The 22,833-nt window shown below is 56.2% G+C and carries 26 protein-coding genes; 18 read left to right on the top strand and 8 right to left on the bottom strand.

Translation table 11 applies throughout. The features are described from left to right. The first annotated feature begins 27 nt into the window (after positions 1-27). The 7 genes from DX909_RS00130 (at position 28) to DX909_RS00100 (ending at position 5,812) form a co-directional block, all read left to right on the top strand. The gene (locus DX909_RS00130) at positions 28-498 is read left to right on the top strand and encodes a hypothetical protein (protein WP_128543020.1); all 471 of its coding nucleotides are present in this window, start codon (positions 28-30) and stop codon (positions 496-498) included. A 49-nt stretch (positions 499-547) separates the two neighbouring features. After that, on the top strand, positions 548-1,219 hold the full coding sequence (locus tag DX909_RS00125; RefSeq protein WP_128543019.1) for a hypothetical protein: 672 nt from the start codon (positions 548-550) through the stop codon (positions 1,217-1,219). A 118-nt stretch (positions 1,220-1,337) separates the two neighbouring features. Next, positions 1,338-2,066, top strand: a complete 729-nt coding sequence (locus tag DX909_RS00120; protein WP_229310878.1) for a sensor histidine kinase — start codon at positions 1,338-1,340, stop codon at positions 2,064-2,066. A 63-nt stretch (positions 2,067-2,129) separates the two neighbouring features. After that, positions 2,130-2,777: a response regulator transcription factor gene (locus DX909_RS00115; RefSeq protein ID WP_128543017.1), complete on the top strand. Its 648-nt coding sequence runs from the start codon at positions 2,130-2,132 to the stop codon at positions 2,775-2,777. A gap of 102 nt (positions 2,778-2,879) precedes the next feature. After that, complete coding sequence (gene metF / locus DX909_RS00110; protein ID WP_128543016.1) at positions 2,880-3,839, top strand: methylenetetrahydrofolate reductase [NAD(P)H]; 960 nt, start codon at positions 2,880-2,882, stop codon at positions 3,837-3,839. 6 nt (positions 3,840-3,845) lie between these two features. Then, the gene (locus DX909_RS00105) at positions 3,846-5,360 is read left to right on the top strand and encodes a glycoside hydrolase family 32 protein (RefSeq protein ID WP_128543015.1); all 1,515 of its coding nucleotides are present in this window, start codon (positions 3,846-3,848) and stop codon (positions 5,358-5,360) included. Positions 5,361-5,380: 20 nt separating this feature from the next. Continuing rightward, positions 5,381-5,812: a nuclear transport factor 2 family protein gene (locus DX909_RS00100; RefSeq protein WP_128543014.1), complete on the top strand. Its 432-nt coding sequence runs from the start codon at positions 5,381-5,383 to the stop codon at positions 5,810-5,812. A gap of 33 nt (positions 5,813-5,845) precedes the next feature. Here the strand turns inward: DX909_RS00100 and DX909_RS00095 are convergent, their stop codons facing one another. Together DX909_RS00095 and DX909_RS00090 are read right to left on the bottom strand one after the other, a co-directional pair. Beyond that, on the bottom strand, positions 5,846-6,400 hold the full coding sequence (locus tag DX909_RS00095) for an acyl-CoA thioesterase (protein ID WP_128543013.1): 555 nt from the start codon (positions 6,398-6,400) through the stop codon (positions 5,846-5,848). 98 nt (positions 6,401-6,498) lie between these two features. After that, positions 6,499-6,825 (bottom strand): HesB/IscA family protein, encoded by a 327-nt coding sequence (locus DX909_RS00090; RefSeq protein ID WP_128543012.1) that lies wholly within the window; start codon positions 6,823-6,825, stop codon positions 6,499-6,501. Between the two features lie 162 nt (positions 6,826-6,987). On the opposite strand from DX909_RS00090, the gene mce reads away from it, so the two are divergent. Further along, the gene (mce, locus tag DX909_RS00085; RefSeq protein WP_128543011.1) at positions 6,988-7,392 is read left to right on the top strand and encodes a methylmalonyl-CoA epimerase; all 405 of its coding nucleotides are present in this window, start codon (positions 6,988-6,990) and stop codon (positions 7,390-7,392) included. Positions 7,393-7,419: 27 nt separating this feature from the next. Further along, positions 7,420-8,796, top strand: a complete 1,377-nt coding sequence (locus DX909_RS00080) for a cystathionine beta-synthase (protein ID WP_128543010.1) — start codon at positions 7,420-7,422, stop codon at positions 8,794-8,796. Positions 8,797-8,849: 53 nt separating this feature from the next. On the opposite strand, the gene rsgA is transcribed toward DX909_RS00080, so the two are convergent. Next, positions 8,850-9,782, bottom strand: a complete 933-nt coding sequence (rsgA, locus tag DX909_RS00075) for a ribosome small subunit-dependent GTPase A (protein WP_128543009.1) — start codon at positions 9,780-9,782, stop codon at positions 8,850-8,852. 67 nt (positions 9,783-9,849) lie between these two features. Beyond that, a complete protein-coding gene (locus DX909_RS00070) occupies positions 9,850-11,127 on the bottom strand; it encodes a 3-deoxy-D-manno-octulosonic acid transferase (RefSeq protein ID WP_128543008.1) in 1,278 nt (425 codons plus the stop codon). 67 nt (positions 11,128-11,194) lie between these two features. On the opposite strand from DX909_RS00070, the gene DX909_RS00065 reads away from it, so the two are divergent. The 4 genes from DX909_RS00065 to DX909_RS00050 all read left to right on the top strand — a co-directional run bounded on the left by DX909_RS00065 (position 11,195) and on the right by DX909_RS00050 (position 15,548). Beyond that, positions 11,195-11,500 carry a glycosyltransferase family protein gene (locus DX909_RS00065; RefSeq protein WP_128543007.1) on the top strand — a complete coding sequence of 102 codons (306 nt, stop codon included), beginning with the start codon at positions 11,195-11,197 and terminating at the stop codon, positions 11,498-11,500. Positions 11,501-11,559: 59 nt separating this feature from the next. Next, entirely contained in the window at positions 11,560-11,898 is a 339-nt protein-coding gene (gene ytxJ / locus DX909_RS00060) for a bacillithiol system redox-active protein YtxJ (RefSeq protein ID WP_128543006.1), read from the top strand. Between the two features lie 110 nt (positions 11,899-12,008). Then, positions 12,009-13,175 carry a hypothetical protein gene (locus DX909_RS00055; RefSeq protein WP_128543005.1) on the top strand — a complete coding sequence of 389 codons (1,167 nt, stop codon included), beginning with the start codon at positions 12,009-12,011 and terminating at the stop codon, positions 13,173-13,175. Positions 13,176-13,256: 81 nt separating this feature from the next. Then, complete coding sequence (locus DX909_RS00050) at positions 13,257-15,548, top strand: glycosyl hydrolase family 95 catalytic domain-containing protein (RefSeq protein WP_128543004.1); 2,292 nt, start codon at positions 13,257-13,259, stop codon at positions 15,546-15,548. 4 nt (positions 15,549-15,552) lie between these two features. Here DX909_RS00050 and folB read toward each other — a convergent pair whose 3' ends face one another. The 3 genes from folB to DX909_RS00035 form a co-directional block, all read right to left on the bottom strand. After that, positions 15,553-15,903, bottom strand: a complete 351-nt coding sequence (gene folB / locus DX909_RS00045) for a dihydroneopterin aldolase (RefSeq protein WP_128543003.1) — start codon at positions 15,901-15,903, stop codon at positions 15,553-15,555. A gap of 84 nt (positions 15,904-15,987) precedes the next feature. Next, a complete protein-coding gene (locus DX909_RS00040) occupies positions 15,988-16,884 on the bottom strand; it encodes a DivIVA domain-containing protein (RefSeq protein WP_128543002.1) in 897 nt (298 codons plus the stop codon). Positions 16,885-17,009: 125 nt separating this feature from the next. Then, positions 17,010-17,912, bottom strand: coding sequence for a WD40 repeat domain-containing protein (locus DX909_RS00035; RefSeq protein WP_128543001.1), 903 nt, complete (start codon positions 17,910-17,912; stop codon positions 17,010-17,012). A gap of 55 nt (positions 17,913-17,967) precedes the next feature. Between DX909_RS00035 and DX909_RS00030 the strand changes: the two genes are divergently transcribed. Continuing rightward, positions 17,968-18,597: a 4'-phosphopantetheinyl transferase family protein gene (locus DX909_RS00030; protein ID WP_128543000.1), complete on the top strand. Its 630-nt coding sequence runs from the start codon at positions 17,968-17,970 to the stop codon at positions 18,595-18,597. A gap of 15 nt (positions 18,598-18,612) precedes the next feature. On the opposite strand, the gene DX909_RS00025 is transcribed toward DX909_RS00030, so the two are convergent. After that, positions 18,613-19,485, bottom strand: a complete 873-nt coding sequence (locus tag DX909_RS00025; RefSeq protein WP_128543262.1) for a transglutaminase-like domain-containing protein — start codon at positions 19,483-19,485, stop codon at positions 18,613-18,615. A 278-nt stretch (positions 19,486-19,763) separates the two neighbouring features. Here DX909_RS00025 and galE point away from each other — a divergent pair, with 278 nt between their 5' ends. The 4 genes from galE to DX909_RS00005 form a co-directional block, all read left to right on the top strand. Then, entirely contained in the window at positions 19,764-20,810 is a 1,047-nt protein-coding gene (gene galE / locus DX909_RS00020; RefSeq protein WP_128542999.1) for a UDP-glucose 4-epimerase GalE, read from the top strand. 54 nt (positions 20,811-20,864) lie between these two features. Next, positions 20,865-21,510, top strand: a 646-nt coding sequence (locus tag DX909_RS00015) for a GDP-mannose 4,6-dehydratase (protein ID WP_164851165.1), incomplete at its 5' end; no start/stop codon positions are given. 58 nt (positions 21,511-21,568) lie between these two features. After that, positions 21,569-22,114, top strand: coding sequence for a dTDP-4-dehydrorhamnose 3,5-epimerase (gene rfbC, locus DX909_RS00010; RefSeq protein ID WP_128542998.1), 546 nt, complete (start codon positions 21,569-21,571; stop codon positions 22,112-22,114). A gap of 67 nt (positions 22,115-22,181) precedes the next feature. Next, the coding region (locus DX909_RS00005) for a dTDP-glucose 4,6-dehydratase (RefSeq protein WP_128542997.1) at positions 22,182-22,833 on the top strand (652 nt) is incomplete at its 3' end.

The following is a 22,833-nucleotide window of genomic DNA, read 5'->3' as shown; positions in this document are numbered from 1 at the left end:
TAACAAAAAATTCAAAAATTTCAGACTATGGCAGTTTTAATAAGAAAGACCAACGCCCAGCCTTCGGAAGTTCCGCTAAATTCCCCTTTAATGACGAATTATGGCGGACAGAATGTAAGTATGAGTTTGCTAAAAGAGAAGGTTACGAATTATCAAACCTTCGTTTCGAACAGAAGTAATGTTCCCCCCGGTGAAGTCATACTGGCGGGTACGATCGATTCAGACGTCCTGCAAAACATGCTCTCCAGTAATCCCACTATCAATGGCCTGCGAATTTATCTGACCAAAGAGAACTCCTCAGATGATACCCATGACGACGTCTCGTTTCTGATCGTGCCGGTAAACCGGAGTACCACCACTGATCCGTTTTCTGATTTGGTTTCGGAGGACGGTGATCCTTCAAAGAATGCTTTCGTTTTTCAGATTGATTGCCGTAGCCCTCATTGCGGAACAACACGTGAAACCGCTAAGTTATTGCCAGACAATTTATTTCCCTGAGTTGGCATGCAGACGAATGCACTATTGAAATCCATTTATCTCATTACTTATGCCCGAGTGGTTAGTAAAATTATCTGTTGCGGATAAAATTTATCTTTTACTTTTAACGGCAACAGCTATTATTCTTACCGTCAACTATAAAAGGGTTCCAAAAAACCTTAGGCCGCTTCTTTTTCTGGCGGCTGTTCATCTGATTACTGAATTAATAGCCGACTATATCCACTTTTCTCTTAAACAGAATAATATTATCGTTTATCATTTTCTTTCTCCTATTGAGTACATCATCGTTAGTATAATTTTTTATCGGTCGTTAAATAAACCGGCTTTTCGGAGGGCGGTTTTACTATCGGTTCCCATATTTGTTTTTCTGGTTGGCATTTTCGAGTACTTCCTGGAGCCTCCAAATCATAATAATTCACTTGCCATTATGACGGAAACCATATTGGTAGTTAGCTGGTGTTTTTTATTTTTTAGAGGCTTACTTGATCGGGAAGATGGTTATCAGCCGGAAAAAGATCAAACGTTTTGGGTTTTAATCGGAATTCTGTTTTACTTCCTTGGTAATTTTTTCATCCTCGGAACCCTCGATTATTTCATTGAGAAGGACGTAGCCCTTGGTGGAAAAATATATTATGCAGGATACGCATTTAATTATTTGCTGTATTTAATTATAAGCCTTACTTCTTTAGTAAGGTTTCGTCTCGCCCAAACCCATGAATAACAATTCGGTCGGAGACGTCCTCATTGTACTTGTAACAGGCACCATTGCCTTGTTGCTCATGGCCCTGTTTGGTGTGAGTTTCATCCTTTATTATCACCGGCGGAGGAAACAAACACTTTTGGAAAAACAAACCCTCACTGAGACTTACCAACGCGAAATTCTTCAAACCCAGATCGAGATTCAAAACCATACGCTTCAGCAGATCGGGCAGGAACTGCACGACCACGTCGGGCAGATGCTCTCGCTGACCATGATCCAGCTGAGCGTGCTGGAGGATGACCTCAGCGGCACCGCCCACCGTCCCGCCGTCCGGCACGCCATCGAAACCGTCGAACGGACGCTGCAGGATGTCCGGGCCCTCTCCAAAACCCTTGACAACGGGACCGTCCAGCGGTTCGGGCTAAAGGAAAGCCTGTCGCTGGAAATGGATCGCATCCGGCGGACGGGCCGTTTCCAGACGCAGTTCCTGGTGGCCGGGGCGCCGTATCCTCTTGGAGAACAGGCGGAAACCGTTTTGTTTCGCATGGCGCAGGAGTCACTCACCAACGCTATGAAGCACTCCGGAGGCAAGCAACTCACCCTGACCGCGGAATATCATGCCGACTTCTTCATTCTAATTATTACCGACGACGGCGCCGGCTTCAACCCGGAGGAAACTTCCCGGCGCGGGGCCGAACTTTCCGGCTCCGGACTGCTCAACCTCCGGCAACGCGCCCGAATGCTCGGGGGCGACTGTCTGCTGACCAGCCGGCCCGATACCGGCACGCGGGTCGAAATCAGAGTGCCGATGCCGAAGGCGGAATCGCCGGAAGATAAAATGAGCGGGCGATTGTCTGAAAATATGTAACCGGATTTTGTGTTTGGGGTATACATATCCTACATTTCACCATCACTCAAAAATCCTACCCCAGTGAAAACCTCTATCGCCATTGCCGATGATCATCGGTTGTTAGCGCAGGCGTTGTCGGACTTGATCCAGAAGTTCGATGATTACGAAGTGCTGTTTGTCGCCGAAAACGGGCGGGATCTGATCCGGTATCTGAACCGGGGGGAAAAGCCTGATATTGTGCTGCTTGACGTCAGTATGCCGGAGATGGACGGTTTTGAGACGGCCGCCTATCTGAAGCAGCATCACCCCGGAATCAAGGTGATGGTGCTGTCCATGATGGACCGGGAAGAACACATCGTCCGGATGGTGCGCCAGGGTGCCAAAGGGTACCTGCTGAAAGGCTGCCGCCCGTCCGAACTGCGCCAGGCCCTCGACGACCTCCGCACGAAGGGCTATCACTACTCCGATTTCTTCACCGACAAACTCATCCGCAGCCTGAACCCGGACGGAGGCTCGAATCCGGCTGCCTTTTTCAACTTCAGCGACCGCGAGTTCGAGTTTCTGAAAAAAGCCTGTAGTGAACTCACCTATAACGAAATCGCCGACAGGATGTGCGTCAGCTCCCGCACCGTCGACGGTTACCGGGAGTCGGTTTTCCAGAAAATGAACGTCAAAACCCGGGTGGGCATGGTTATGGAAGCCATCCGCTGGGGGCTGATCGACCCCTGATCACAGAATCTCGGTTTTTTCCGGTATTTTTGTAGAGTTATGCCCTGGAGTGGTAACTGCCAGGGCATTTTTATCCATTATTGTTCCAACTTTTTTCCACTTATGGCCAGAGTCTGTGATCATATCCGTAATGCCGACGGTAAGACGATCTTTTCCATTGAAGTAATCCCGCCCATCAAAGGAGACAATCTTAAAAACCTGTTAGACAATATCGAACCGCTGATGGAGTTCAAACCGCCGTTCATCGACGTGACCTATCATCGGGAGGAATACATCGAACGGCCTGAGCCCGACGGCACGATCCGGAAGATCGTGACGCGCAAACGCCCCGGAACGGTCGGCATCTGTTCGGCCATCATGCACCGGTTCGGTGTCGATCCGGTGCCGCATGTGCTCTGCGGTGGTTTTACGAGAGACGAAACCGAAGACTTTCTGATCGATCTGCACTACCTCGGCATCGACAACGTGCTGGTGCTGCGCGGTGACCCGGCCAAGCCGTACCATACCTTCAAGCCTAAAACCAACGGGTACTCCTACGCCAGCGAACTCGTCGAGCAGGTCGCCAACATGAACCGGGGGGTGTATCTGCATGACAGCGAGCACACCTTGACCCCCAGCCGGTTCTGCATCGGGGTGGCGGCCTACCCCGAAAAACACTTCGAGGCCGCCGATCCGGATGAGGACCTGAACTATCTGAAACTCAAGATCGACAAGGGCGCCGACTACGTGGTCACGCAGATGTTTTTCGACAATCAGAAATATTTTGATTTCGTCGATCGCTGCCGAAAAGCCGGTATCAACGTGCCGATCATCCCAGGTCTGAAGCCGCTCAGTACGCGCAAACAGCTTCAGGTGCTGCCCAGCATTTTCCACCTGAATATGCCGGAAGACCTCGTCCGCGCGGTCGAAGCCTGTGAAAACGACACCCAGGCGCGGGAGGTCGGGATCGAGTGGAGCGTGCAGCAATGCCGCGAACTGATGAAGGCCGGCGTTCCGGTGCTTCATTTTTACACGATGGGGAAATCGGATAATATTCGTAAAATCGCCGAACAGGTTTTCTAAGCTGTTATGAAGACATCACTTCTGTCGATCCTGCTGATGCTGAATGCATTGGTCCTGCTGGGCCGGCCCGCCGACACCACCTACCGGCAGGCGTTCCGGCCGCAATACCACTTTTCGCCCCGGGTCAACTGGACCAATGACCCCAACGGGCTCGTCTATCATGACGGCGAATACCACCTGTTCTTCCAATATAATCCGTACGGAATCCGCTGGGGGCACATGACCTGGGGTCATGCCGTCAGCCCGGACCTCTTTCACTGGAAGGAACTGCCCCCGGCGCTGCACGAAGACGACAAAGGCATGGTGTTTTCGGGAAGCTGCGTGGTCGACACGAAAAATACGAGCGGTTTCGGCCGCGACGGCAAGGTGCCGATGGTGGCCGTCTACACCAATCACCGCGAAGATAACCAGAGCCAGCACCTCGCCTTCAGCCTCGACCGGGGCCGGACCTGGACCAAATACGAAGGCAACCCGGTGATCGACCTGAAAGAGAAGGACTTCCGGGATCCGAACGTATTCTGGCACGAACCGACCCAAAGCTGGGTGATGACGGTCGTCCTGGCGAAGGAGCGGAAAGCTCTGTTTTACAGCTCGAAGGACCTGAAGCAGTGGACCCGCAACGGGGAGTTTTCCTCGCCGGGCGGGCCGGACGGCATTTGGGAATGCCCCGCGCTGCGTGAAATTCCGGTGGAAGGGACCCGGCAGACCAAATGGCTGCTGCTGCTCTCGCTCGGTAGCGGTATGCCCGCCGGCGGCACCGGGATGCGGTATTTCATCGGCGACTTCGACGGCAAACGATTCCGTAGCGACCTCAGCACCGACGACGTTCGTCTGGTCGATTACGGCAAGGACTACTACGCGGCCATCACCTTCAACCAGACGGCCCGCCCGCTCAGCCTCGGCTGGCTCAACAACTGGCAGTATGCCAACGAAATACCGACGACGCCCTTCCGGGGCGCCATGACGCTCCCACGCGAGCTGAAAATCGTCCGCAGCGGAAAAAGCTACGCCCTCCGTCAAACCGTGGCCCGGGAGCTTCGGCCGCTGACCTCCGACAGCTTCCAGTGGCGTGGGTTCGATACCGCCGAGCTGAACAAAAGCGTCGAAAAGAATAAGGTCCAGGGCGATGCCTACGTCATGCGGCTCGAAGCCGAACCCGGCAGGGAATTCAGTGCGGTCGTTCGCAGGGGAGCCGGCGAAGAAACCGTGGTCGGGTATGACCCGGTCCGGAAGGAGGTCTTTGTGGATCGGACCCGCTCCGGGCAGACGGCTTTCAGCAAGGATTTTGCGGGCCGGTTTTCCGCTCCCGTCGATCCGGGAGTGACGGCCACCGGCGCCCCGGCCGGCATCCGGCTGGAAATATATGTGGACCGGTCGTCGGTGGAAGTCTTCGTCAACGACGGCCAGGTGACGCTGACCAATCTCATTTTTCCGAAGCCCGAAAGCCGGGGCATTTCCTTTACCGGCGACGGACTCCGCGCGGTTACGATCCGGAATGTCGAGCCGGTGTGGCCGCAGTAATCACCAACCTAAAAAGATATATGAAAGTATTTTTTGCGTGTTGCCTTCTGTTTTCGGCCTCTCTTGTCTACGGCCAGACCAAATCCGTCGAGAACGCGGTGATGGAGCTTGAGAAAAAACGGTTCGACGCTCAGGTGTCCAGAAATTACGAATTTCTGGAGAAAGTGCTGGCCGAAGACCTGGTCTACACCCATTCGAACGGCCACCAGGACGGCAAACAATCGTACATCCAGTCGCTGCGGGAAGGCAAACAGAGTTACGAGGATGTCAACGTGCAGGAACAGAAAGTCCGGGTGTACGGCAATACGGCCGTGGTGAGCGGAATTTGCCAGGTCAGGGCCACCAACAACGGGGAAACGATCAACACCCGGCTGCGGTATACGGACGTTTACGTCAAAAAAGGCAGGCAATGGCAGATGGTGGCCTGGCAATCGCTGCGGCTGGCCAACTGATTTCCATGCAGGGAGCTGCCGGGTTTCCCGCCTTTAGGTTTCCGGCCGGATCACGCACCGCTCGTTTTTCAGCAATTCCAGACCGCCGTCCCTCACGAGCATCCGGGTTCTTTCATTGTCGAAATGAACCTTGTACATCTCCTTCAGTTCCTTGCGTTTCATGGCTTCCAGAAACCGCCGGATGTCGTCGTCGGATTCGAGCAGGAGGGGAGGCACTTCCGTCGGGTGATCGTCGTCGCCCTTGGCCACCATCGTGAAGTAGGAGGTGTTGGTATGCTTCACGATGCCGGTTTTCACGTTTTCCGCAATCACCTTGATGCCGATTACCAGCGAGGTTTTGCCTACATAATTGACGGAGGCCATCAGGGAAACCAGCTCGCCGACCTCGACGGGTTGCCGGAAATTGACCCCATCCACCGAGACGGTGACGCAATAGGTTCCGGAGTGCTTCGACGCGCAGGCATACGCGGCCTTGTCCATCAGCGACAGGAGAATACCGCCGTGAATCTTCCCGCCGAAATTGGCGTAGGAGGGAATCATCAGCTCGGTCAGGGTAACGCGGGAGACATCGACGGATTTGGGAGTCATAGAGGGCGGTTTTGCAATCCATTGGACGCGGGAAGGTACAAAAAAAGGCACCGTCTGGAAGCGACGATGCCTTTAACAACCTATAATCAAGAATATATCTATACCGAGAAACTCTCCCCGCAGCCGCAGGTCCGGCTGGCGTTGGGGTTTTTGAACTGAAATCCCTTCCCGTTCAGTCCGTCGGAAAAATCGAGTTCGGTGCCGGCCAGATAAAGCAGACTTTTGCGGTCTACGTAGATTTTGATGCCTTTATCTTCCACAATGTGGTCGTTCGGCTGCTGGGCCGTATCGAACTGAAGATCATACATCAGACCGGAACAGCCCCCGCCCTGAACCGCTACACGGATGGCGTAGTTGTCGGTCAGGCCTTCTTTCTGGCGCAGTTCCACAATTTTATCTTTGGCTTTGTCAGTTACCGATACCATGGCAGTGCAAGTAATTTGAATGCTAAAGTAAAAACCCTCGTCCAAAAAGAAAAGTTTCGTTTATAGGGTCGGCGGCCCGGGTTTCCTTTAACTCGACTTGGGCGGTATCTTTTTTTCTTACGCCGAAAAAGGAGATATTTTGGGTAAAATGCGAACCAGAGGATGACAAACGTCGAACATATCGGTATTGCAGTAAAGAGCCTGGAAGCCTCGAACGCCCTGTTTACGAAGCTGTTGAACACCCCGCCGTACAAATCCGAAACCGTGGCTTCGGAAGGCGTGACGACCTCGTTCTTCCGGGTCAACCAGACCAAGATCGAACTGCTGGAAGCCACCGACCCCGGCAGCCCGATCGCAAAGTTTCTGGAGAAAAAAGGCGAAGGCATCCACCACATCGCCTACGAGGTTTCCGACATCCGGGCCGAAATGGAACGGCTGCGCGGAGAAGGATTCACCCTGCTCAGTGAAACGCCCAAACGCGGAGCCGACAACAAGCTCGTCTGCTTCCTGCACCCCAAAACCACCAACGGCGTCCTGGTCGAACTTTGTCAGGAGATTACCGATTAATGAATTGATCAGTAAAACCACAACCCCATGAAATACTATAATTCCATCATAGATACCATCGGCGACACGCCCTTAGTCAAACTCAACAAGGTGACCAAGGGCATTCCCGGCACCATTCTGGCGAAAGTCGAATACTTCAACCCCGGCAACTCCGTCAAGGATCGCATCGCCGTCCGGATGATCGAGGACGCCGAAAAAGCCGGCGTCATCAAACCCGGCGGCACCATCATCGAGGGTACCAGCGGCAACACCGGCTTCGGGCTGGCCCTGGCCGCCATCGCCAAAGGCTACAAATGCATCTTCACCATGGCCGACAAGCAGTCGAAGGAGAAGATCGACATCCTGCGGGCCGTCGGGGCCGACGTGGTGGTGTGCCCTACGAACGTCGAACCGGAAGACCCACGCTCATACTACTCCGTCGCCAAACGGCTCAACCAGGAGATTCCCAACTCGTTCTACCCGAACCAGTACGACAACCTGTCCAACACGGCCGCGCACTACGACACCACCGGCCCGGAGATCTGGCGCGATACCACCGGCCGGATCACCCATTTTGCGTCGGGCGTCGGCACCGGCGGAACCATCTGCGGGACGGCCAAATACCTGAAGGAGCAGAAGTCGGGCGTCGTCACGGTCGGCATCGACACCTACGGTTCGGTGTTCAAGAAGTACAAGGAAACCGGCGTTTTCGACGAGGGCGAAATCTATCCGTACCTGACGGAAGGCATCGGGGAGGACATTCTGCCCAAAAACGTCGACTTCAACCTGATCGATCATTTCGTGAAGGTGACCGACAAGGACTCAGCCATCATGGCCCGGCGGCTTTCAAAGGAGGAAGGGCTGTTTGTGGGCTGGTCTTGCGGGTCGGCGGTCCATGGGGCACTGGAATGGGCCCGCGAGAACCTGAAGGAGGAGGACGTCATGGTCATTCTGCTGCCCGACCACGGAACGCGCTACCTCGCCAAAATCTATAACGACACCTGGATGAAGGACCACGGTTTTCTGGAGTCCCGCGAGTTCTCCACCGCCCGCGACATCATTCGAAGCAAGAACGGCAAAGCCCAACTGACGACGGTAGGACAGACCATGCGGGTTGGGGAGGCCATCCGGCTGCTCAATCAGCACAGCATCTCCCAGATCCCGGTGACGGACGAAAACGGCCTCATCGTCGGCAGCCTGACCGACTCGGACATTCTCGGCAAACTCATCGAAGACCCGACCATCAAGGACGCCCCCATCGGGCAGGTGATGGACAAACCGTTCAAGTTCGTGGCGCTGGACAATACCGTCGATGTGCTGTCGTCGCTGATCGACCGGGAAAACAAGGCGTTGCTGGTCCGCGACGAAAACCAGCAGGTCCACATCATCACCCAGGCCGACCTGCTGGCGGCCCTGACAATTTAGATAACTGACTTTCAACGAAAAAAGGGCCTCGGAGGCCCTTTTTTCGTTGTGTTTTACCTTCGGTTGTCTTCTCCCGAAACCATACCGAGATAGCTCCAGTAGCGGCTCTCGGCAATCTCACCGGTTCCGACGGCCTCCTTGATGGCGCAGCCGGGTTCGTTGATATGGAGGCAGTTGTGGTAGCGGCACTGGTTCAGCCGGTCGCGCATTTCGGGGAAATAGTGGCTGATTTCTTCCTTTTCCATGTCGGCCAGGCCCAGTTCCTTGATGCCGGGCGTGTCGATGATGAACGTTCCCGGTCCGATTTCGAACATTTCGGCAAAGGTGGTGGTATGAACGCCCTTATTGGCGAAGGTGGATACTTCGCTCGTCCGAAGCTTCAGGTCCGGCGCAATGGCGTTGACCAGCGAGGACTTCCCGACGCCCGAGTGGCCGGAGAGCAGCGTAATTTTCTGATCGAGCAACTCCCGGAACCCTTCCACGCCCTTGCCCTCCAGGGCCGAGGTGGCCATGCTGCCGTAGCCGATCCGTTCGTAGAGCTCGATGATCTCGTTCTGGTAGGCGATGCCTTCCTCGCCCAGGATGTCCGATTTGTTGAACACCAGCGTAGAGGGAATCCGGAACGACTCGGCCGTGACCAGAAAGCGGTCGATGAAACCCAGCGACGTGCGGGGAAAAGTCAGCGTGACGATCAGAACGGCCTGGTCGATATTGGCCGCCAGAATATGCCCGTGGGCGGTTTTATGGACCGACTGCCGGATGATGTAGTTCTCGCGGGGCTCGATGTCGGTGATGACGGCCGTATTCTCGGTTTCGTCTTCGACCTCATACTGCACGCGGTCGCCCACGGCGATGGGGTTGGTGACCTTCAGCCCCTTGATTTTGAATTTACCCTTCAGTCGGGCGCGGAAGGTATGACCGTCCTCGGTACGAAGATCGTACCACGAGCCGGTGGAGCGGATGACGAGGCCGGGTTTCAGTGGCATGGGTTGTTCAACGCAAAATCTGAATTTCTTCGGACGTGTTCTTTTAACAAGCTAAAACCGGAATTGGTTACCCCGCTTTTTCGGCCGGAGGGAGTAAACGCCCGGCTACCTCCATCACCTTTTCCGTGGCGCCGGTATTGGCCCGGACGTAGTCGGCCGTAATGCGGGCTGCCTCCCGGCGGGCCGGTTCGCTGTCATACAGCTTCCCGAAAACCGCCCGGAACCCGGCTTCGTTGGTGACGGTGAAAGCCGCGCCCTGCCGGACCAGATCGACGGCCTCCTGAAATTTGGTATAATTCGGCCCGAAAAACAACGGCATCCCAAAGGTGGCAGCTTCCAGGATGTTGTGCAGCCCTTTCCCGAAGGCACCGCCGATGTAGGCAAATTCGCCGTACTGGTACAAAGACGACAGCATGCCGACGTTGTCGATGATCAGGTAATCGGCCTCCTCCAGCGCGGTCTGCCTGAACGCATCCGACTGTGTTTCCGAAAACCGGACCGACCCGCCTTTCAACTGACCCCGCCAGCGTTCGATCTCCTCCCCATGAATTTCGTGCGGGGCGATGATCACTTTCAGCGGTTTGCCGAAGCCGTTCAGGAACGGGATCAGCAGGTCCATGTCGGCCTGCCAGGCGCTGCCCACCACCAGGAGCGGATTTCCCTGTTTGAAGGCGGCCGCCACCGGTATTTCCTTTTTGGCCTCCACTACCTGACGTACCCGGTCAAAACGGGTGTCGCCCGCCAGCGTCACCTGCGTGATGCCGATGCCGGCCAGCAGCTCCACCGACTGGCGGTTCTGGACCAGCAGATGATCGAAGAAATGGAGAAAATTCCGGTAAAAACCGCCATACGGTTTGAAGAACGCCTGTTCCGGGCGGAAGATGGTCGAGAACGAAACGACCGGCACCGACCGGCGCTTCAGTTCCCGGAGATAGTTGTACCAGAATTCATACTTGATAAAAAAGGCGATCTTCGGCCGGACGAGGTCGAGGAAGGCGCGGGCGTTGGCGGGGGTGTCGATGGGCAGGTAGAAAATATAATCCGCCCCGCCGTACGTTTTCCGGACTTCAAACCCCGAGGGCGAAAAGAAGGTCAGCAGGATTTTATAACCGGGATATTGCCGGCGAAAGGCTTCCATCACCGGCCGTCCCTGCTCGAATTCGCCGAGGGAAGCGGCATGAAACCAGGCCACCGGCGTTTGATTGCCGGAGAGTTTTGCGCTAATTTGCCGATTCCAGTCCCGACGGCCGGCCACCGCCAGCCGGGCTTTGGTATGAAAGGGAGCCGCAGCCTGCAGGGCAGCCTGGTAGAGCCGGAGTGAGAGGTTGTAAAAAACGGAAAGCAAACGAAGGTGCGTTGATATTAGTCGGTAAAACTACACACAGGATCGCTATCTTTTAACAACACGTCCCATGGAAAGCTACGATACGCTCGTCGAGGCCCTGAACGACCTGAAACAGAAGGGCTACACTTACGATTTCAATCTGGCGCAGGACTGCCTCGTCTGCCATAGCCCCAACCTGCGGCTGCAGCCCGACGATTTTGAAATCGTGGAAACGTACCGGTTCGAGGGCATGAGCAACCCCGACGACAACTCCATTCTGTACGCTATCGCGTCGAAGGACGGGTTGAAGGGAACGCTGGTCAACGCCTACGGAACCTATGCCGATGAGATCTCCGATGAGATGGTCGAAAAATTGAAGGTACACCGGGGCTGATCGAAACTTTTCCGGCCGGAAATGTCTTATATGCTCGTAGTTACCTGTGAACACGGAACATGAACTGGAACAAACTGCAAAACGAAGCCCAATTAGAAGCCCTTAAAAAAGAGTCTGCCGGGCAACCGGTATTGATTTTTAAGCACAGCACGCGCTGCTCCATCAGTTCGACGGCCCTCAGTCGGCTCGAACGCAACTGGAGCGACTCTCTCGGAATCAAACCCTATTATCTGGACCTGATTTCGTATCGCCCGGTATCGAACAAAATTGCGGAAGAGTTTGCCGTTTACCACCAGTCACCCCAGATTCTGCTGATCCAGAACGGGGAATGTGTTTTCGATGCTTCGCATTTCGACATCTCGGTAGACGCCCTGAAACAGCAGCTTGCTTCCGCCTGATTTGTGGTATAAGGCGGCCCGTACAAGACTTTTTTGCAGAAGCGCGACATTCCCGGCAACCGGAATGTCGCGCTTTTTTTATCTTCGCCCGAATCCAATCCATCACTATCTTGAGACAGGAACTTCACATTCTCATTGGTTGTGCCGATGCGCGCGACCTGAGCCAGCTTCAACTGGATGTCGTAAACGACAAGATCAACGAATACCGCACGAAAGACATCCACGTCGAACTCCAGGTGATCCGGGCCGCCGGCTCCTTCGTTACCCAGGACGTATTCGAGGACATCAACCACATCATCCGGGAAAACCAGAAGCGCAACGCCCTGAAATACGACCGGATCGACCATTTCGTTCATATCCAGACCCACGGGCACCTGCACGACCAGTCGGATAAATCGTATGTCAGCCATATCTACAAAATGGGCATTGTGGAAGGGTCGGCGCTGAACTGCGGGATGCTGGGCGCTACCGGTGTGGCCGTCGAGATCGAACAGATGCTGGTGGAAAACCAGCTGGAATACGACACCCCCGCCGGAAAATTCAAAATCCGGAACGACGAAGACATCCGGCACCTGCTGAAGGAGGTTTACGCCCATGACGGGTACCTGGCCGGCGACTGGGTCCAGAGCATCGACTACCTCAGGACGCACCCCCGCGCCCAGCGCGCCCGGCTTCAGCAGATGATCGACCGCGACGCGGACCTCAACCGGCTCGGCATCCGGATAACCGCCGGCATCCTCGATTACTCGATTCACGCCCTGATCCGGCTCGACGGCGGCCAGCCGCCCGTACCCTGGTGGGATGAGGTGCAGGCGGAAATCCGGCGCCGGGCGTCGAGCATGCTCGACATCCTGACGAGCCAGTCCCAGAAACAGCAGCCCTACGCCGGCCTGCTCTGCACGCCCAACCAGTTCATGACGTCCCGGGCTCTGGCCGCCAGATACTACCTGAACGAGAGGGGAATCGACGTCGGAAACCGGTATCTGCCGAATACGATCTTCAACATCACCAGCACCTCCTTCGACGTACCCTCGACGCCTTTCGGCCCCTATGTCATTACCGGCTTTTACTATGCGGTCAAATACCTGAAGCTGACCGACCAGCTGGTGATGGGCTACGACGAGGAACAGACCCGGAGAATGCTGCGAAAGATCGAGAATGATCCGATCATGCGTTTGATTGTCCGTCAATTCAGCGTCAACCTGATCCCGATCAACCAGAAGGAACTTCTCGGCTCCGAACAACAGGAACGCCCCGAACTCAATTCCCAGACCTGACCCCCAACTCCCCAACCCCTAAACCCTTCAACTTTTAACTCCTGGACCTCTATGTCCCGCACCGGATTTCGCCGATGCCCAGTGCTTGCTTTCCATGTTCTGATCGGTTGGCTGGTTCTGCTGCACCCGGTTTGGTCACAGACCCTTTCGTCAGGTGATTTCGATCTGAAATTTTCCGCCCTGCCGACGCGCTGGGATGAGGCACTGCCGTTGGGGAACGGCACGCTGGGCGCCCTGATCTGGCAGAAAGACGGCCGTCTGCGGGTTTCACTGGACCGCGCCGACCTCTGGGACCTTCGCCCGATGAAGGGGCTCGACCGGCCGGAATTCAGCTTTCGCTGGGTGCAGCAGCAGGTCCGGAAAAAGGAATACAAGGTAGTGCAGGATTATTTCGACGCGCCCTATGACCGCGAACCCGGCCCGACCAAAATACCGGGCGCGGCCCTGGAATTCGATATGGCGGCTTTCGGGCCGGTCGAGTCGGCGCGGGTGTCGGTGCAGGAGGCCGTGGGGGAGGTCCGCTGGCGAAACGGGGTGGTGCTGCGGTCGTTCGTGCATGCGACGCGGCCCGTCGGCTGGTTCCGGTTCGAGAACCTTCCTTCCGACCCGGCCATCGACCTGATTCCGCCCATTTACGGGAAAGCCGGGAAGGATTCGGTCGGCAATGCGGTGGTGGAAGGCGACAATCTCGTCCGGCTCGGGTACCCGCAGGGCCAGCTGGTCCGGCAGAAGGACGGGATCACGTACAGGCAGGAGGGGTGGGGCGGCTTTTCCTACGAAGTACGGGTCGGGTGGAAGCGGCAGGGAAATGTGCTGGAAGGCCACTGGACCATCGTTTCCCACTTTCCCAAATCCCTGGCCAACGGGGTGAAGTCGCCTGAAAAACCGCAGGCCGCTGCCGCTTCGTTCACCCGGGACCTCGAGAGCCACCGGGCCTGGTGGAAAACGTTCTGGTCGAAATCCGATCTGAACGTCCCGGACCCCCTGCTTCGCAAACAGTGGTATCTGGAACAGTACAAGTGGGGCTCGGCCGCCCGGGCCGACGCCCCGCCGATTTCCCTCCAGGCCGTCTGGACCGCCGACAACGGACGCATTCCGCCCTGGAAAGGCGACTATCACCACGACCTGAACACCCAGCTGAGTTACTGGCCCTGCTACAGCGGAAATCATCTCGAAGAAGGGCTGGGCTATTTCAACCACCTGGAGGAAAACCTGCCGGTCTACCGCGACTATACCCGGCGGTATTTCGGAACGGACGGAATCGCCGTGCCGGGCGTAACGACCCTGACCGGCAAGGAGATGGGCGGCTGGATTCAGTATTCACTGTCGCCGACGGTCTCGGCCTGGCTGGCCCATCATTACTACCTCCACTGGCAGTATAGCCGGGATGCCGGTTTTCTGAGCCGGCGGGCCTATCCCTGGGTGTCGGGGGTGGCCCGGCATCTGGAGCAGGTGACGGTGCGGGAAGAAGACGGCCGCCGGAAGCTGCCCATCAGCTCCAGCCCGGAAATCAACAATAACAAGCTGGAAGCCTGGTTTCTGAACACGACCAACTACGACCTGGCCCTGATGAAATTCGTCTTTTCGGCGGCTGCGGAGATGGCCGGTGCTCTGGGCCGTGCCGACGAAGCCTGGCACTGGGAAGCGATCGGGAAAGAACTGCCGGATTTTTCGCTGAGCGACCGGCAGGAGCTGTTGTTTGCGCCGGGCGCTCCCTACAACGAATCACACCGGCATTTTTCCCACCTGATGGCGATCCACCCGCTGGGCCTGATTCGCTGGGAAGACGGCGAAAAGGCGCAGCAGATCATCCGCAACTCGCTTTCCCTGCTCGACCGGATCGGGCCGGACTGGTGGTGCGGGTATTCCTACGCCTGGGCGGCCGGCCTGAAGGCGAGGGCCAAAGACGGGGCCGGAGCCGCCGAAGCCCTCCGGACGTTTGCGCGGGCGTTCTGCTCCACCAACTCGTTCCACCTCAACGGCGATCAGACCAAATCCGGCCTGTCCAGATTCACTTACCGGCCGTTTACGCTGGAGGGGAATTTTGCCTTTGCCGCCGGATTGCAGGAAATGCTGTTGCAGTCGTATGCCGGCCGCATCGAGGTATTTCCGGCGGTTCCGGCCGACTGGACGAGCCTGTCGTTCCGGGATCTGCGGGCGGAAGGCGCTTTTCTGGTCAGCGCGGAACGAGCGCCCGGTATTCCGGACCGCGTGACGGTCAAATCGGAGAAGGGAGGAACCGCCCGCGTAAAACTGCCGTTCAGGGCTTATACCGTGAAAACCCGGCAGCAGGCCGAGGTGGGTCCGGCGTCCGACGGACTAGTGCAGATCACGATGAAACCCGGGGGCAGCCTGACGCTGGAGGCCCGGTAGACGATTATTCCTTCAGGGTGATTTTGGCGCGGTGGCAGACTCCGCCCACCGGCGGATTGAACTTCGACACGCTTACTTCGACCGATTCGACGGCCGGGTAGCGTTTCCGGATTTCCTCGATGATGGTATGGGCGAGGTGTTCGAGCAGGCGGGCCGGCCGCTGCATGGCCTCGTGCGTGATGCGGTACAGCTCTTCGTAGTTGACCGTGGCACTCAGGCGGTCGCGACGGGCGGCTTCGGTAAAATCGGCGGTGACGGTGATATCGACGGAGTATTTGTTGCCGATTTTCTGTTCTTCGTCGTAAAAGCCGTGGTAGGCAAAGAATTCCAGTCCTTCGAGCGTGATCGTTCCCATAGGAGGGCGGCTATTCGACCGCCTTTTTACGTAAAAAACGCCCAAAAGTAAAGGAAAAGGCCGGATTTGAAACCCGGCCTCCGATTAAATTTGGTCGAAGAAGGAGCCTCCGGCGGGTGTTCCGGCGGTTGGGGTTCCGGCTTCTTTGGGTTTCTCGTCCGAAACGGCCGCTTCGTGCAAGGCCTGCGGTTCGGCAACCGGCTCCTCTTCCGCGACCGGCTCGGTAACCGGCAGCCCGGCTTCGGCGGCTTCTTCGCCCTGGGCGGCTACGGGGTCGATGACGGCGGTCTCTTCAGCGGGGGCTTCGGTAGCGGCCTGAACGTCCTCGGTGGTTTCGGCTGCGGTTTCTTCCTGCCCGATCAGAGGCTCGTTAGGGTCGATGTCGGCGGCCGTCGCTGCGGCTTCCGCTTCGTTATTCTGGGCGGTGACCTCGTCGATTTTGGCCTGGAGCGACTGCTGGTTGAATTTTTTCTCGAACCGGTCGACACTGTCTATGGCGCTGGTAGCGAGGGTCCGGATCTGTTTGATGAGGCTTTCTTTGAACTTTTCCATGGCCTTGAAGTCGTGCTCCATGGCTTTCAGGTCGTTCAGGATATTTTCTTTGATGTATCGCGCCTGATTCTCGGCATCCTGCACCATGAGCGTCGAGCGTTTGCGGGCGTCGGCCAGCACTTCGTCCGCTTTCTGTTTCGACTCATTCAGGTATTTTTCGGCAGCCTTGTTGGCCTGCTCGGTGATCTGTGAGCTGGTTTCGTCGGCGGTTTTCAACGTTTTGAAAAGCGTCAGTTCAATTTCCTTGAACTTGCCGAGTTCCTTTTCAGCCAGTTCAAGCTGCATTTTCAGCATTTTGCTTTCGCTGATTACACGTTCCCACTCCTGTGATAATGAAGCCAGAAAAGCGTCCACTTCATCGGGGCGGTAACCACCGAAGCCCTTTTTCTCAAATGTATGCTGACGTATTTCAATGGGCGTTATCTTCATGATTGAATGGGTTTTGGTGAAGGGCTTTCACCGTTTTGGCTAAAAATAAAGGGATCAGGTTGAAAATATCAATTAATTAATCCGAATTTTTCTTTTCACCGGAAAAAAGTAGGGCGCGATTCTATTTACCGGAGAATCTCCCAAACCGAGATGAGCCGGTCGTCGCTGCACGATACCAGCTGCTGCCGGTACGAACTCCACCAGAGCCGGTTCACCGAGGTGCCGTGGCCGGCGTGCCGGGCGCGGTCGATGACTTTCAGCAGCCGGAAGGTTTCGGCATCCCAGACTTTCACGGACTTATCCATACTGCATGTAGCAAATAACGCGCCATCCGGGCTGTAGCAGATGTGGTTGACGGCAAACAGGTGGGCGACGATGTCCTGGTGCAGTGTGTAGCCCCCGGCCGCGTTCCAGACTTTCAGGTGGGCGTCCCGGCCTGCCGTGAGCAGAAACCGGCCGTCCGGCGAATACTGCACCGTGAAAACCGAGTTGCTGTGAGCCGGAATGACCCGTTTGAGGACGAGGCTGTCCAGGTCGAAAATCCGGACCCCGTGGTCGCTGTAACCGACCGCCACCTCACGGCCGCCGGGGTTGACGGCAATGCAGCGGGCGCTTTTATCGGACGCCTTGAGGTGTTTTTTTACCGCAAAGGCGGCTTTGTCCATTACCACGACGACCCCGTCGGAGAGGGCAACCCAGGCGGTATCCTCATGAAAACGAATGTCGAAGATGGCGGCCGGGGTGATCTGCGCCGACCGGATTTCCTGCTTATCGGACGGGGTCAGCACATGGATGCCGTCATAATTCTGTCCAACCCAGAGCTGTTTCTGTTCCGGATCGAACGCTATGGCATACACGGAAGCCGGCACGCGGGCCAGCAGGGTGCCGAGATCCGGCTTGTCGAGCTGCCATCGGACCACCAGACCGTCGGCTCCGGCCGAAAAAAACTCCGTCGGCGACCCGCCTTCTTCGAGCGTATAAACACCATCGCGATGCCCGGCGAAGGTGTCGATTTTTTTTACCTGCATACCCACCCTCGGTTCGATTCCTTATTTTCGCGTCAAAAATAATCGGAATCGGGATATGTCCCTGTATCAGACGCTCCGGCTGAGTGCAGAATGCACGGCGGTGTTGTGGAAAATAGAAGAAGAGGAGCCGGCGTTACGGCCGATGCTGACGCTGACGGCCCCCGAACAGTTCGAACTCCATGAGATCACCCACCCGGCCCAACGGGTCGAATGGCTGGCCTGTCGGGCGGCTCTGGCGACCCTGACGGAACCGCTCGGGCCTTATCCCGGCCTGTTCAAGGACTCCTTCGGAAAGCCGCACCTGATCGGAATGGACGCCCACGTCTCGATTTCGCACACGCAGGGATGGGCCGCGGCCGTGCTGCACCATTCCCGGCCGGTCGGCATCGACATCGAACCGTTCCGCGAGCAGTTTACACGGGTGGTGCCGCGGGTGCTGTCGGAAGGGGAGATTGCTCATGCCGACGGTGATCCGGCCCGGCTGGCGGTTTACTGGTGCGCCAAGGAAGCGCTGTACAAGCTCTACGGCAAACGAAATCTCACCTTCCGCGAACACCTCCACATCGAGCCTTTCCCGGATGCCCCCGACCGCCTGACCGGCCATGTCCGGCTGCCCGACGACGTGCGTGAACTGCACATCCACTGCTTCCGGACCGGTCCGGGGCTGATGGCCATTGCGTTTTAAATCGGAATACCGTCTTTATTTATTGGTATAATCCGACAGGGGAGGGGTGGCGTCTTCGTCGAAAACGGCATCCATTAGCTGCTCAACCTCCTTCACGCGGCCGGCGTCGCCGATCTTTTCAAAGGCCAGCATCAGGTTTCTCAGCACCCGACGGATGATGTCGAGGTTGGAACAGGGCTGGTAGAAGGTATCGGCCGGTTTAAGGTTCAGCTGACCGATGTAATGGTCGATGTCGGATTTGGAAAAGACCAGTCCGCGGTTGAAGACGTTGATGTAGAACTGCGTGTGGTCCTTCTTGTAGGTCAGCACGAACAGGCTCGGCAGGTTCACGCCATACACCGGCAGTCCGAGCTGCTGGGCGATAAGCATGTAAATGACGCAGAGGGAGATCGGATTCCCGCGACGGCTTTCCAGCACCACATTGATCATCGAGTTCGACGGAGAATGGAAATGCTTGGTGTTGGCCGCAAACTTCAGTTTATTGAAGAAGACGTGGTTCAGGGATTTGATCTGGTCGATGGGGTGCATCTCGTTGCGGCCCTCCAGCCAGACGTCGATATACAGCTGATTGAGGTCCTGCCGCAGCTTGTCCAGTGACAGGTCCGGATACTGGTAGGTCGCCACGATCCAGAGGCCTTCGAGCAGATCCTGGGCTCCGGCGTCCTTCCAGGCGGTGATCCGTTCCAGCACCGACTGGTACTGGAGGTCATGGATCAGCTCTTCGATTTTCTTCTGATGGATCGGGTTAAAACTGCCTTCCCACTCACTTTCGAGGTAAGGAATCAACTGACCGCCCATTTCACGGATTCTCTGTTCTACGTGGTCAGTAATTTCGCGATCCTCGTCGTCCAGCAACGAGATCAACGCTTTTATTTCGCTGTCGTTCATCATGCTACTCAAGCGGGGTTGCCTTCGAACACCGTGTAAAAGCGTTCACGATTCGATAATAACCCCAAGATAAAAACTATTTTTAGAAACCTACTGAATTTTATACTTTTGCCCGATAAGGAAAGGGCTGGTTTCGAATTCTTAACAAAATTTTACAAAAAAAGGATTTGGCATTCCGCTACCCCGCAAAGATAAATTTTCCCGGTTCAAAGCAGACCATCCGTATCGGCCGGAATGGCCTCAACGTTTGAAACAACTACCTTAATCCAATCATTCCGATGAGAATTTTAGTCACTGGCGGAGCCGGGTTTATTGGTTCGCATACGGTTGTCGAACTACGCAACGCCGGCTATGAACCTGTTATTATCGATAACTTTTCCAATTCGAACCGGTCGGTGCTCGACGGACTGAAACAGATCCTGGGCGAGGAAGTTCCGTTCTACGAAGCCGACTGTAACGACGCCGGGAGCCTGAACGCCATTTTTGAGAAAGAGAAATTCGACGGCGTCATTCACTTTGCCGCCTATAAAGCCGTTGGGGAATCGGTCGAAAAACCGCTCAATTATTATGACAACAACCTCGGTTCGACCGTTCTGCTGCTGCAGACCATGATTAAATACGGGGTTCCGCACCTGGTGTTCTCCTCTTCCTGTACGGTCTACGGGCAACCTGAACAGCTTCCGGTGACGGAACAGACCCCGCGCCTGCCGGCCGAATCGCCTTACGGCAATACCAAATCCATCTGTGAGGACATTATCCGGGATACCGTCCGGTCGAAAGCCCCCGTCAAAGGCATTTCCCTGCGGTATTTCAACCCGGTCGGAGCGCATCCCTCGGCCCTGATCGGCGAACTTCCCTCGGGAGTGCCGGGCAACCTCGTACCCTACATTACGCAGACGGCCGCCGGTATTCGTGAGAAACTGACCGTATTCGGAAGCGACTATAACACCCCCGACGGTACCTGCATGCGGGATTTCATCCACGTGGTCGACCTGGCAAAGGCCCACGTTCAGGCGCTGAAACTGCTCGACGGCCGCCAGGAAACCAGCTATTACGACGTCTTCAACGTCGGCACCGGCGACGGCCATACGGTTCTGGAACTGATCAAAACGTTCGAGGAGGTCAACCACCTTAAACTGAACTACAGCATTGGGCCCCGCCGTCCGGGCGATGTCGAAAAAATCTACGCCCAGGTCGACAAGGTGAACCAGGTCATGGGTTGGCGGGCCGAAAAATCGCTGGCCGACAGCCTGCGCGACGCCTGGCGCTGGCAACAGAAGCTCGAAGAAAAGTCCAAAAAAGAATCCGGAACATCGGTGGCCTGAAAGACCGTTTATCCGCCCCGCCGGCTCATCGATTAGAATGATAGACACGATTANTGCGGTGGCCAAGCTGTACGGCTACTGGATCATGGTCAACTACCGGGAAGCTTATGATATGTTCGCCTGCAACGGCATTCTGTTCAACCACGAATCTCCGCTGCGGGGGGAGACCTTCGTGACGCGCAAGATCACGCGGGCGGTGGCCCGGATCGGTCTGGGGCTACAGGAAAAAGTATTCCTCGGTAACCTGGACGCGCAGCGGGACTGGGGCCATGCCAAAGACTATGTGGAGGCCATGTATCTGATGCTGCAGCAGGAGCAGCCCGAGGACTTCGTCATCGCCACCGGCGTCACCACCACCATCCGGGAATTTGTGCGGATGGCCTTTGCGGAGATTGGGGTGGAGGTGGAATTCAAGGGGGAAGGCGTTCAGGAAAAAGCGGTGGCCGTTAACGCTACCAACCCGGCTTTCCCGGTAAAAATCGGACAGGAAGTCGTCGGGATCGACGAGCGGTATTTCCGGCCGACGGAGGTGGACCTGCTGCTGGGCGACCCCACCAAAGCCATGACCAAACTCGGCTGGAAACCCAAATACGATTTAAAAGCCCTGGTGGAAGACATGGTTTCCGCCGACGTCGATTTGTTCCGGCGCGACCAGTTACTGGCAAAAGGTGGTCATCAGGTTCTGAATTACTTTGAATAAAAGGCACTTGCCAAGAAAAGTGCAGAAGGAATTACAAAAATACTCAACTTGAAAAACGATGCTGGTAAGAAAAACTTCCATGGAGGGGCTGGTCGAATTACGCCCCCGTATTTTCGAAGATGAACGGGGACTGTTTTTTGAATCCTACAACGAAGCGATATTCGAGTCGCTTGGCCTTCCGACGGGATTCGTCCAGGATAATCAGTCCTTTTCCGTAAAGGGAGTGCTTAGAGGCCTGCATTTTCAGAACCGGCCGTATGCTCAGGGGAAACTGGTCCGCGTGATAAGCGGGAAAGTCCTGGATGTGGCCGTCGATCTTCGCGAGGAATCTCCGACGTTCGGGAAATATGAAACTTTTCTCCTGGATGCAGCATTACACAACATGGCCTATATTCCGGAAGGCTTTGCTCATGGCTTCGTAGCCCTGGAAGACAGCGTTTTCAGTTACAAGTGTACTAACGTCTACCATAAAGCGTCGGAGTCGGGAATCATCTGGAATGATCCTGATCTTGATATCGATTGGGGCGTTTCCAACCCCATTATTTCCGAAAAGGATCAGCAACTCCCTGTTTTTCAGGTCTTATATCCACGTATTGCCGTCTAAAATTTTCAGTCCCGGAAGCGCTCGCAGGTTCAGAAAACCGGCTGCCGGGGCTGACCAATCACTGAATATGAAAGAAATCCTGATAACGGGCGGAGCCGGCTTCATCGGCTCGCACGTGGTGCGGCTGTTTGTAACCAACTATCCTGACTACCACATCGTCAACCTCGACAAGCTCACCTACGCCGGCAACCTGGCCAACCTGACCGACATCGAGAACGCCCCCAACTACTCCTTCGTGCGCGGGGACATCGTCGAGGCTCCCTTTCTCGACGAGCTCTTCGCCCGCCATGACTTTCAGGGCGTCATCCACCTGGCCGCCGAGTCCCACGTCGACCGCTCCATCACCGACCCCATGGCCTTCGTCATGACCAACGTCGTCGGCACGGTCAACCTGCTGAATGCCGCCAAAAACCGCTGGCAGGGCGCCTTCGAGGGCAAACGCTTCTATCACGTCTCGACCGACGAGGTCTACGGCTCGCTGCACCGCCCCGAGGAGTTCTTCACCGAAACCACGCCCTACGACCCGCAGTCGCCCTACTCGGCCTCGAAGGCGGCCTCGGACCACTTCGTGCGGGCCTACCACAACACCTACGGCCTGCCGGTGGTCGTCTCCAACTGCTCGAACAACTACGGCCCCCACCACTTCCCCGAGAAGCTCATCCCGCTGATGATCCACAACATCCGCCACAACCAGCCCCTGCCGGTCTACGGTAAGGGCG

The sequence above is a fragment of the Larkinella soli genome (assembly GCF_003703975.1).
GTDB lineage: Bacteria > Bacteroidota > Bacteroidia > Cytophagales > Spirosomataceae > Larkinella > Larkinella soli.
This window is presented reverse-complemented; position numbering and strand designations above follow the sequence as displayed.